Raw genomic sequence first — 9,727 nt, 5'->3', positions numbered from 1 at the left:
GGGCGCGTTTCGTCTCGCTCGGCTTCGCCGTGCTCGCTCAACGACCGGGGGGCGGGGTCAGTCTTCGTGGGGGCGCGGCATGTACCACTCGGTGAAGGCCGTCGCGCGGCCCTCGGCATCCAGACGCACGATCCAGAGGTTCACGTAATCGCGTTCGGCCGGATACTTCGTGCGCCCCTCGATCGCGACGAAGTCGTCGTCCTCGCGCACGATCCACCACTCGAACGACCAGGAGCCTGGTTCGTCGCTGTCCTCCAGCCATCCGGCGACGATGTCGGCCCGACCCACCCTCGGCTCGGCGTCCGGACTGGTGAGGTAGATGGCGTCCTCGCTGAACAGAGCGGCGATCCGCTGGGGATCGTTCGACGTCCAGGCGTCTACGTATGCCGCGGCCCACTTCTCTCCGGGGGTGGTCATGTGCTCTGTTCTAGACCGGGCGTCCGACATCGTCAAGGCGCGGGAATCATCGAGGATCCACAGCCACTTCCGATCACGGACGGATAACGTCGAAGCATGACGTCCCTTCAGGTCACCGATGACGCGATCCAGCAGACTCGGGAGCTCCGTGACGAGTTCCAGCGCTTCCTGCGCGAGTACGAGTTCGGGATGCGCGAGGTCGAGACCAAGATCGGCATCCTGCGCGACGAATTCACGCACCATCACGCGTACAACCCGATCGAGCACGTGAAGAGCCGTCTCAAGACGCCCGACAGCATCGTCGAGAAGATCGCCCGCAAGGGCATCGCCGAGCCCGACTTCGAGCGCATCCGCACCGACATCACCGACATCGCCGGCGTGCGGGTCACGTGCAGCTTCGTCGCCGACGTGTATCGACTGTTCGACCTCCTCACCGCGCAGGACGACGTGACGGTGCGCACGGTCAAGGACTACATCGCGACCCCGAAGGACAACGGGTACAAGAGCCTGCACGCCATCATCGAGGTGCCGGTCTTCCTGTCGACCGGAGCGCTGTCGGTGCCGGTCGAGGTGCAGTTCCGCACGATCGCGATGGACTTCTGGGCCAGTCTCGAGCACAAGATCTACTACAAGTTCTCGAATCAGGTGCCCTCGCACCTCGTCGAGAGCCTGACGGATGCCGCGGAGGCGGCCGCCGAGCTCGACAGCCGCATGGAGCGCCTGCACCGCGAGGCCCACGGCGTGCCTCAGCGGCAACTGTCTCCGCCTCCGCCGCCGCACATCGTGCAGGTCTGACACTGCCGCGGTCGTCGTGCGGGGTGCGCGGGTTGCGTCGGCATCCGCACCCTGGCACCATCAGCAGGTGGTCAGTACAGCGGAATCCCGGTCTCTCGACGCCGATCAGGCGATCGATCTCGACGAACTCGCGGGCCTCGACCGCGGGCGGCAGCGCTGCGAATGCGATCACGGTGACGAGGAGGCGTACGCGCCGTGCGGGCGCAGGGCCAAGTGGCGCGTGTCGATCGACTGCGACTGCGGCGAGAACCACCCGCGCACGGTCGAGATCCTGTGTTCGCGGTGCCTGCGCACGCTGCGGCAGTCGCAGGGCGCCGACCTGATCACGGCCCGACCGCTCTGACCACGACTCCCGCCGCTCCATCCGATCGCGGCGTCGCTCCGAACAACCGATGACGACAGCGTCGCGGCGAACGAGGAGCACAGCATGTCAGAGCACGCAGGACGACGCGTCACGCGACGCCGGTTCATCTTCTGGGCAGCACTGGCGGGCCTGATCAGCGGTGCCGTCTTCCTGGCCGCCGCAGAGCTGTTCGCGCTGCTCTTCGCGCGATCGGCGAGCCCGATCCTGGCGGTGGGCGGGTTCGTGATCGACATCGTGCCGCAGCCGTTCAAGGAGTTCGCGATCGCCACCTTCGGCGAATACGACAAGATCGCGCTGCTGGTCGGTCTCGGTCTCGCCGTCGTGATCGCGTCGGCGATCGGCGGCATCCTGCAGCTCGTGCGTCCGCCGCTCGGGGTCGTGGCCCTCGTCATCGCAGGGGCGCTCTCGACCGCGGCGATCGTCACACGCGCCGGCGTGACGCCTCTCGCCTTCCTCCCGCCCGTGCTCGGCACCATCGCCGGCTCGATCATCATGGTCCTCCTGGTCCGTCGTCTCTCGGCCTGGCGGGCGTCGGTGGTGACGGGCACCCCCGGGGCCGCTCCGGGAGCGGACAAGAACCCGGATGCGGGTGCGGGCGAGGATGCGGAGGCATCCGGCATCGCGAAGCCCATCGCCCGACGTCAGTTCTTCCTGCTCGCCGGCATCGCCGGGGCATCGGCCGTGATCGTCGGTGTCGCCTCGCGTGCCGTGAGCATGACGGTCGCCTCGGTGGCCAACATCCGCGAGGCACTGAAGCTCCCCTCGCCCGGCACGAAGGTGACCGTGCCGCAGGGTGCCGAGCTCGACATCCCGGGTCTGAGCACGCTGTTCACTCCGAACAAGGACTTCTACCGCGTCGACACCGCTCTGACAGTGCCCACGATCGACCCCGAGACCTGGCGACTCGTGATCGACGGGATGGTCGACGAGCGTGTCGAGCTGAGCTTCCAGGACATCCTCGACATGGGCGTCGACGAGTATGCGATCACTCTGACGTGCGTGTCGAACGAGGTCGGAGGCGAGCTGGTCGGCAACGCCATGTGGCTCGGTGTGCCGTTGCGCGACGTGCTGAAGAAGGCCGGCGTGAAGTCGGGCGCAGACATGGTGCTGTCGAAGAGCGTCGACGGTTACACGGCGAGCACCCCGCTCTCCGCCCTGACGGACGACGGTCTCGACGCGATCCTGGCGGTCGGCATGAACGGCGAGCCGCTGCCGCTCGAGCACGGGTTCCCGGTGCGCATGGTGGTGCCCGGGCTCTACGGATACGTCTCGGCCACCAAGTGGCTCACCGAGCTCAAGGTCACCACTTTCGAGCAGGACGAGGCGTACTGGACGCCCCGCGGCTACAGCGCCGAGGCGCCGATCAAGTTCTCGTCGCGCATCGACACCCCCAAGCTCGGTTCGGCGGTCGACGCCGGTCGCATCCCGATCGCCGGTGTCGCGTGGGCCCAGTCGGTGGGCATCGAGCGCGTCGAGGTGAAGATCGACGAGGGCGACTGGACCGCGGCGACGCTGTCGACGCCCATCAACGAAGACACCTGGGTGCAGTGGTTCCTCGAATGGGACGCGACTCCCGGCACGCACTACGTGGCAGTGCGGGCGATCAACAAGAACGGCGATCTGCAGATCGAGGAGCGTGCACCCATCGCACCGAACGGATCATCGGGCTGGCAGCGCTCGCTCGTACGCGTCAACTGAGCCGTGCGCCGCAGGGACGCGCGCCCTAGGGTGGAGCCATGACGTCGCTGCCCGCGTGTGTGATCACCGTGTCGGATCGGTCGTTCGCCGGGGAGCGCGAGGACAGGGGCGGTCCGATCGCCGTGGGGCTGCTGAGGGACGCCGGGTGGCACTGCCCGGATGCCGAGGTGATCCCCGACGGCGTCGACTCCGTGGCGGATGCGCTGCGCCGGGCCGTCGCTCGCGGTGTGCGCCTGATCATCACGACGGGAGGCACCGGCGTCGCGCCCCGTGATCACACCCCGGAGGGGACCCGCAAGGTCATCACGCGCGAGGTCCCGGGGATCGGGGAAGAGCTGCGACGCTCCGGCCTCGCCGACACGCCCCTGTCGATCCTGTCGCGCGGCGTCGCGGGGGTCGTCGATCCTGCGGGCACCCTGATCGTCAACCTGCCGGGCTCGACCCGGGCGGTGGCGTCGGGGGTGCCGGTGATCCTCACCGTGGCGCGCCACGTCGTCGACCAGACCGATGGAGGAGACCACTCATGAACCACGTGCGGATCGCAGCGATCTCGGATCACGCCCTCGACGTCGACGCGCACCTCTCCGCGGTCGACGACCCCGCACTCGGCGGCGTCACGACGTTCATCGGACGAGTGCGAGACAACGACCCCGACGCGCAGACGCCCGTCGTGGGGCTCGAATACAGCGCGCACCCCGACGCCGAGGCCGCGCTGCGGCGCATCGCCGAGAACGCGGCGGCGGATGCGGTAGGCGAGCACCGCGTGGTCGTGGCGGTGAGTCACCGGATCGGCCACCTCGACGTCGGCGACGCGGCCGTCGTGATCGCGGTCGCGGCAGAGCACCGTGCGGAGGCGTTCGCGGTGTGCCGCGCGGTGATCGAGGACATCAAGAGCGAGCTGCCCGTGTGGAAGCGGCAGCTCGAGTCCGACGGCACGACCGCGTGGAAGGGCATCGGCGGCTGAGTTCGCGCCTGCCGAGATTCGGTGAACCGCGCGAGATGCGGATGCTTCGGAGTCGGCGGTCCGCGTCTGGCGCGGTTTTCCGGATCCGGCGCGGTGGTCCGCGCGGAGCCTCAACCCCCCGCGAACGGCGGCAGCACGTCGATGAGCCGGGCGTCGTCGAGCGGACGATCGTCGTCGCTGCGCACGCCGTCGACCATCACGGCGCACCGGGGCAGGATGCCGACGAGTGCCGGATGCTCGGCGACGACCGCCGCCCGGAGTTCGGCAAGTGTGGCCTCGGCCCGGTCTTCGGCATCCACTCCTGCGGCCTCCGCGGCAGCCGCGAAGTAGCGCACGCGAGTCGTCGTCGCGGTCATCGTGTCTCTCCCTCGCGCACCCAGTCGCCCGAGCGGCCGCCCGACTTCGCGACGATGCGCACGTCTTCGATCACGACCGAGCGGTCGAGGCCCTTGATCATGTCGACGATCGCGAGCGCGCTGACCGAGACCGCAGTGAGGGCCTCCATCTCGACGCCGGTGCGGTCGGCGGTGCCGACGGTGGCCTCGACGTGCACGCCGTCGTCGACGATGTCGAGCTCCACGTTCGCCCGGTGCACGCCGATCACGTGCGCGAGCGGCAGCAGGGTCGGGGTCGACTTGGCGGCCTGGATGCCGGCGATGCGGGCGACCGCCAGCACGTCGCCCTTGGGGGCGGTGCCGTCGCGCAGCGCCGCGATCACGTCGGAGCTGCAGCGCACGAAGCCGCGCGCGGTGGCGGTGCGGACGGTCGGCTGCTTGCCGGTCACGTCGACCATGCGGGCGTGACCGGCCGAATCGAGATGCGTGAAGCTCATTCGACCAGCATGACATCGATCGCATCGCCCACGGCGACGGCTTCGACCTCGGCCGGCACGATCGCGAAGGCGTGCGCACGAGCGAGTCCGCCGGCGAGGTGCGAGCCCGAGCCGCCGGCGGTCGCGGGACGAACGGTCCTGTTCGCCAGGTCGACGACGGCGGGGAGGTACTGCCGACGCCCGGGGGGCGTGGTCCAGGCGGCATCCGCGGTGAAGGACGCGCGGGGGCGATGGATGCGGGTGCGGCCCTGCAGCTGGAGCAGCGCCGGCCGCACGAAGACCTCGAACGACACCGCCACGCTCACGGGATTGCCGGGGAGACCGAACACCAGGGTGCCCGAGTCGAGGACCCCGAACGCCTGAGGCTTGCCGGGCTGCATCGCGACGCTCGCGAACTCGACCTGACCGCGGCCGTCGAACGCGCCGCGCACGGGCTCGTACGCCCCTGCGCTCACGCCGCCGGTGAAGACGATCACGTCGGCGCCGCGCTCGACCGCCGTGGCCGTGACGGCGCGCACGGCCACGGCATCGTCGGTCACGCGGGCGACGAGCACGACCTCGGCATCGGCTCCGGCCACGAGGAGTTCGAGTAGCGGGCCGTTGGAGTCGGGGATGCGGCCGCGGGTCACGGGCTCGCCGGGAGCCAGCAGCTCGCTGCCGGTCGACACGACGGCCACCCGTGGCGCTCGCGTGACCGACACGCTCTGGACCCCGGCGGCGACCGCGGCAGAGAGCTGGAAGGCGCCGAGTTGCTCGCCCGCTTGCACCACGGCATCCCCGGCGCGCAGGTCGGCGCCGCGTCGGCGGACGAAGGCTCCGGACGTGGACGGCGCGCGCAGCACACGTACCTCGCCCAGCGAATCGGCGAGACCTCCGCCGGTGTCCTCGAACGGCACGATCGCATCCGCCGCGGTCGGGACAGGGGACCCCGTCATGATGCGTGCGGCCTCGCCCGACGCGAGCGGCGGGTCATCCGACACCCCCGCGGGCAGATCCGCGACGACGCTCAGCACGACGGGACTCTCTTCGGATGCCGCGGCGACATCGGCGAACCGCACGGCGAATCCGTCCATCGCGGAGTTGTCGAACAGGGGGATGTCGTGGGCGGCCGTCGCGGCGGCCGCGAGCGTGCGCTGCGCGGCGTCACGGATCGCCCGGGTCTCGGCCGCCAGCGGGCGCACCGCGTCGAGCACGCGCGCGAACTGCTCCTCGACCGATCGTCGGCCGCCTCCTGCGGCGCTCACGCCGACACCGCCGATCGGATCGCGATCTCGTGCTGTCGGGCCGTGAGCCCGTCGATCATCGCGAGGCGGCCGAGCAGCGGCTCGCCCGCGCCGGTGATGAGCTTCACGACCTCGCCGGCCAGCAGCCCGCCGATCTGCACGCACAAGGCGCCGAGCACGCCGACCTGCGCGCAGCTGGGCGGTTCGCCCTCGGTGCCGAGGGGGAACAGATCGGTGAGGACGACCGGGGCGTGCCCCTCGGGCGGATCCGACCAGAACACGGTGGCCTGCCCATGCCACTCCTGCACGGCACCCCAGACGAGAGGGATGCCGAGTGCCTCTGTCGCGGCTGCCACGTCGCGCCGAGTGGCGAAGGAGTCGCTCGTGTCGACCACGATGTCGGCCCCGGCGAACAGGCGCTCGGCGTTGGCGGAGTCGAGCCTCTCGGATGCCGTGAGCACCTCGGCCCCGGGCGACAGCGCGGCGATCGCTCGCGCGGCCGAGGTGATCTTCGGCCGGCCGATGTCTTCGACCCGGTGGGCGAGCTGCCGCTGCAGATTGGTCAGCTCGACGATGTCGTCGTCGATCACCGTGAGGGATCCGACGCCCGCGGCCGCGAGGGCGAGCAGCACGGGCGAGCCGAGACCACCGGCGCCGACGACCGCGACGTGGGCCGCCGCGAGGCGTCGCTGCCCCTCTTCGCCGATGCCCGCGAGCACCGCATGCCGAGCGGTGCGGACGAGCTCGGCCGGATCGAGAGCGGGGGCGGGAGCGACGAGCGGCTGCATGGCACCAGGCTATGCCCCGGAGCCGCACGTGCGGCGGGGACCGGGGGTTTCTCCGTGCCTCGCACGCGTGGGGAGGACGCGCCTGTGGTGTGCCTCCGCGAATGCGGTTTTTTCACCGCTCTGCATCCGCATGTGCGGTAATCTTCGTGCATGCAGAGCTTCCGCATCTCCCGTGCCGCCCAGTTGCTCGGCGTGAGCGACGACACCGTGCGGCGCTGGGTCGATCAGGGCCTGCTGCCGACGACCGACGCCGTGCCCGCCGAGATCCCCGGAGATGCGCTCGCCGCGCGGGCAGTCGAACTGGCCGACGAGGCGCGTGACTCGGATCATGCTCTCTCCAGCGCCCGCAATCGCTTCGTCGGCATCGTCACCCGCGTGCAGATCGACGGAGTGATGGCTCAGGTCGACCTGCAGTCCGGTCCCCATCGTGTCGTCTCGCTCATGTCGGCCGAAGCCGCTCGCGAGCTGAGCCTCGAGGTCGGCTCTCTCGCCAGTGCATCCGTGAAGGCGACCAACGTGGTCGTCGACGTGCCGAAGGGCTGATCCGTGCACCGCGCTCTCCGCAGCACCTTCGCGGTGGTCATGACCGCCGCAGTCCTCGCCGCCGCGGGGTGCGCGTCGAGCACGGAGTCGCCGACCGCCGGCGAGGCATCCGGGGGTGCCGTCCGGGGCGAGCTCTCGGTCTACGCGGCCGCGTCGCTCTCGGGTGCGTTCGACGAGATGAGCGAGGCGTTCACCGAGGTGCATCCTGAGGTGCAGGTCAGCGCTGTCTATGACGGCTCGTCGACGCTCGCCACACAGCTGCGCGAGGGCGCCCCGGCCGATGTGTTCGCCTCTGCCGATGAGGTCACCATGCAGGAGCTCGGGGGCGACGCGGTCGACCCCACCCTGTTCGCGTCGAACACTCTCGTGATCGCTGTGGCCACCGGCGACCCCGCGGGCGTGGAGACCCTCGCCGACCTGGCCGACGTCACCACGGTGCTGTGCGCCCCCGAAGTGCCGTGCGGTGCGGCATCCGCCTCGCTGCTCTCGAACGCCGACGTCGAGGTCGATGCGGCGAGCCTTGAGCAGAACGTGACCGCGGTGCTCACCAAGGTCGCAGCGGGCGAGGCCGATGCCGGGCTCGTGTACGCGACCGACGTGATCGGACGCGACGATGTCGAGCCGATCGTCCCCGATGGAGCCGAAGACGTCGTCAACCGCTATCCCATCGCCACGCTGTCGGAGGCGGCGAACCGGCCTGCCGCCGAGGCGTTCGTCGCCTTCGTGCTCTCCGACGCGGGGCGCAGGATCCTCGCCGACCACGGTTTCGGGGCGCCGTGAGCACGGCGACCCCGCACGGATACGCGCCCCGTGCGCTGGCGATCCCCGCGCTGATCGGCCTGGGTTTCCTCATCCTGCCGCTCGCGGCACTCGTCGCCCGCGTCGAGTGGTCGACCTTCCTCGCCGATGTGACGTCGGAGGCCGCACGATCCGCGCTGCTCCTGTCGCTCGGCACCGGCCTGGTCGCCACTGTGCTGTGCATCCTGATCGGTGTGCCGCTGGCGCTGACGATCGCGCGCTCGGGCCCTCGACTGGCGGCGGTGCTGCGGGCCGCGGTCACCGTGCCGCTCGTGCTGCCGCCGATGGTCGGCGGCGTCGCGCTGCTCTACCTGTTCGGGCGAGCGGGGTGGTTGGGCGGTCTCGGGCTCTCGTTCAGCACGCCGGCCGTCGTGCTCGCGCAGACCTTCGTGGCGCTGCCCTTCCTGGTGCTGGCCGTCGAGGGTGCCGTGCGCACCTCAGGGGTCGAGTACGAGCGCACGGCCGCCGCGCTCGGCGCCGGACGCTGGACGCTCCTGCGCCGCATCACGCTGCCCCTCGCGGCCCCCGGCATCGTGGCCGGCGTCGTGCTGTGCTTCGCCCGGGCCATCGGCGAGTTCGGCGCGACCGCGCTCTTCGCGGGCAACCGCCCCGGCGTCACGCAGACCATGCCCCTGGCGATCTACACCGCCTTCAACGGGGCCGGGGTGACCCAGGGGGCCGCGGTCGCCCTCGCGCTGCTGCTGCTCGTCACCGCGATCCTCGTGCTGCTGCTCGTGCGCGGATGGCGGCCGGGAGCAGCACGATGACCGGTGCAGAGGGCTTGCGCGCCCACGTCGTCGTGCCGCGTGAGCACTTCACGGTCGACGTCTCGCTGCAGGTGCAGGCGGGGGAGACGGTCGCGGTGATGGGTCCGAGCGGCGCGGGCAAGTCGACGCTGCTGCAGGCCCTCGCCGGACTGGAGCCGTTGCGAGGGGGCGAGATCGCGGTCGAGGGACGTGTCGTCGATCGGGTCGCGAAGCCGCGGGTACGGACCGAGCCGATGCGCCGCGGAGTCGTGCTGCTCGGGCAGAAGCCACGGCTGTTCCCCCATCTCTCGGCGCGCGAGAACGTCGCATTCGGTCCGCGATCGGCCGGTGTCGGGATTCGTGCCGCGCGAGCGGGTGCTGACGATTGGCTCGGCCGCGTCGGGCTGCCCGGCTCCGGATCGCGGATGCCGCACGAGCTGTCCGGTGGCGAACAGCAGCGTGTCGCCGTCGCTCGCGCGCTCGCGGCATCCCCCCGCGTCGTGCTGCTCGACGAGCCGCTCGTGGCCCTCGACCCCGAGACCGCCGGTGACATCAGGCG

14 protein-coding genes are annotated in these 9,727 nt (G+C 70.8%); 9 read left to right on the top strand and 5 right to left on the bottom strand.

Going from position 1 to position 9,727, the window contains the following annotated elements:
* Positions 1–57 precede the first annotated feature (57 nt).
* Complete coding sequence (locus tag RWO82_RS13870) at positions 58–417, bottom strand: nuclear transport factor 2 family protein (RefSeq protein ID WP_314428065.1); 360 nt, start codon at positions 415–417, stop codon at positions 58–60.
* Positions 418–513: 96 nt separating this feature from the next.
* Here RWO82_RS13870 and RWO82_RS13865 point away from each other — a divergent pair, with 96 nt between their 5' ends.
* From RWO82_RS13865 to RWO82_RS13845, 5 genes are all read left to right on the top strand, one after another.
* Entirely contained in the window at positions 514–1,212 is a 699-nt protein-coding gene (locus RWO82_RS13865) for a GTP pyrophosphokinase family protein (protein WP_314428063.1), read from the top strand.
* A 67-nt stretch (positions 1,213–1,279) separates the two neighbouring features.
* On the top strand, positions 1,280–1,555 hold the full coding sequence (locus tag RWO82_RS13860) for a hypothetical protein (RefSeq protein ID WP_314428061.1): 276 nt from the start codon (positions 1,280–1,282) through the stop codon (positions 1,553–1,555).
* 84 nt (positions 1,556–1,639) lie between these two features.
* Positions 1,640–3,274, top strand: coding sequence for a molybdopterin-dependent oxidoreductase (locus RWO82_RS13855; RefSeq protein WP_314428060.1), 1,635 nt, complete (start codon positions 1,640–1,642; stop codon positions 3,272–3,274).
* A gap of 38 nt (positions 3,275–3,312) precedes the next feature.
* Complete coding sequence (locus tag RWO82_RS13850) at positions 3,313–3,801, top strand: MogA/MoaB family molybdenum cofactor biosynthesis protein (protein WP_314428059.1); 489 nt, start codon at positions 3,313–3,315, stop codon at positions 3,799–3,801.
* A complete protein-coding gene (locus tag RWO82_RS13845) occupies positions 3,798–4,238 on the top strand; it encodes a molybdenum cofactor biosynthesis protein MoaE (protein ID WP_314428057.1) in 441 nt (146 codons plus the stop codon). The genes RWO82_RS13850 and RWO82_RS13845 overlap by 4 nt, the downstream gene beginning before the upstream one ends.
* Before the next feature lie 110 nt (positions 4,239–4,348).
* Here RWO82_RS13845 and RWO82_RS13840 read toward each other — a convergent pair whose 3' ends face one another.
* From RWO82_RS13840 to RWO82_RS13825, 4 genes are read right to left on the bottom strand one after another with little or no spacing between them, the layout of a single operon-like run.
* Positions 4,349–4,594 (bottom strand): MoaD/ThiS family protein, encoded by a 246-nt coding sequence (locus RWO82_RS13840; protein WP_314428055.1) that lies wholly within the window; start codon positions 4,592–4,594, stop codon positions 4,349–4,351.
* Positions 4,591–5,070, bottom strand: coding sequence for a cyclic pyranopterin monophosphate synthase MoaC (moaC, locus tag RWO82_RS13835; protein WP_314428054.1), 480 nt, complete (start codon positions 5,068–5,070; stop codon positions 4,591–4,593). The genes RWO82_RS13840 and moaC overlap by 4 nt, the downstream gene beginning before the upstream one ends.
* Positions 5,067–6,314 carry a gephyrin-like molybdotransferase Glp gene (gene glp, locus RWO82_RS13830; RefSeq protein ID WP_314428052.1) on the bottom strand — a complete coding sequence of 416 codons (1,248 nt, stop codon included), beginning with the start codon at positions 6,312–6,314 and terminating at the stop codon, positions 5,067–5,069. The genes moaC and glp overlap by 4 nt, the downstream gene beginning before the upstream one ends.
* The gene (locus RWO82_RS13825; RefSeq protein WP_314428051.1) at positions 6,311–7,081 is read right to left on the bottom strand and encodes a HesA/MoeB/ThiF family protein; all 771 of its coding nucleotides are present in this window, start codon (positions 7,079–7,081) and stop codon (positions 6,311–6,313) included. Before RWO82_RS13825 ends, glp begins: the two co-directional genes overlap by 4 nt.
* Before the next feature lie 150 nt (positions 7,082–7,231).
* Between RWO82_RS13825 and RWO82_RS13820 the strand changes: the two genes are divergently transcribed.
* From RWO82_RS13820 to RWO82_RS13805, 4 genes are all read left to right on the top strand, one after another.
* Complete coding sequence (locus RWO82_RS13820) at positions 7,232–7,624, top strand: TOBE domain-containing protein (protein ID WP_314428050.1); 393 nt, start codon at positions 7,232–7,234, stop codon at positions 7,622–7,624.
* 3 nt (positions 7,625–7,627) lie between these two features.
* The gene (modA, locus tag RWO82_RS13815; RefSeq protein WP_314428049.1) at positions 7,628–8,404 is read left to right on the top strand and encodes a molybdate ABC transporter substrate-binding protein; all 777 of its coding nucleotides are present in this window, start codon (positions 7,628–7,630) and stop codon (positions 8,402–8,404) included.
* The gene (gene modB, locus RWO82_RS13810) at positions 8,401–9,189 is read left to right on the top strand and encodes a molybdate ABC transporter permease subunit (RefSeq protein WP_314428047.1); all 789 of its coding nucleotides are present in this window, start codon (positions 8,401–8,403) and stop codon (positions 9,187–9,189) included. The genes modA and modB overlap by 4 nt, the downstream gene beginning before the upstream one ends.
* Positions 9,186–9,727: ATP-binding cassette domain-containing protein (locus RWO82_RS13805; protein WP_314428046.1), on the top strand; the 542-nt coding region annotated here is incomplete at its 3' end. The genes modB and RWO82_RS13805, both read left to right, overlap by 4 nt.

Origin of the sequence: uncultured Microbacterium sp. (assembly GCF_963521645.1) — a bacterium.
Classification (GTDB): Bacteria; Actinomycetota; Actinomycetes; order Actinomycetales; family Microbacteriaceae; genus Microbacterium.
This window is presented reverse-complemented; position numbering and strand designations above follow the sequence as displayed.

Coding starts and splice junctions, on each gene's coding strand:
- RWO82_RS13840 (WP_314428055.1), bottom strand. CDS start 4,594: ATGACCGCGACGACGACTCGCGTGCGCTACTTCGCGGCTGCCGCGGAG.
- RWO82_RS13825 (WP_314428051.1), bottom strand. CDS start 7,081: ATGCAGCCGCTCGTCGCTCCCGCCCCCGCTCTCGATCCGGCCGAGCTC.
- RWO82_RS13855 (WP_314428060.1), top strand. CDS start 1,640: ATGTCAGAGCACGCAGGACGACGCGTCACGCGACGCCGGTTCATCTTC.
- RWO82_RS13870 (WP_314428065.1), bottom strand. CDS start 417: ATGACCACCCCCGGAGAGAAGTGGGCCGCGGCATACGTAGACGCCTGG.
- RWO82_RS13820 (WP_314428050.1), top strand. CDS start 7,232: ATGCAGAGCTTCCGCATCTCCCGTGCCGCCCAGTTGCTCGGCGTGAGC.
- RWO82_RS13845 (WP_314428057.1), top strand. CDS start 3,798: ATGAACCACGTGCGGATCGCAGCGATCTCGGATCACGCCCTCGACGTC.
- RWO82_RS13865 (WP_314428063.1), top strand. CDS start 514: ATGACGTCCCTTCAGGTCACCGATGACGCGATCCAGCAGACTCGGGAG.
- moaC (WP_314428054.1), bottom strand. CDS start 5,070: ATGAGCTTCACGCATCTCGATTCGGCCGGTCACGCCCGCATGGTCGAC.
- RWO82_RS13850 (WP_314428059.1), top strand. CDS start 3,313: ATGACGTCGCTGCCCGCGTGTGTGATCACCGTGTCGGATCGGTCGTTC.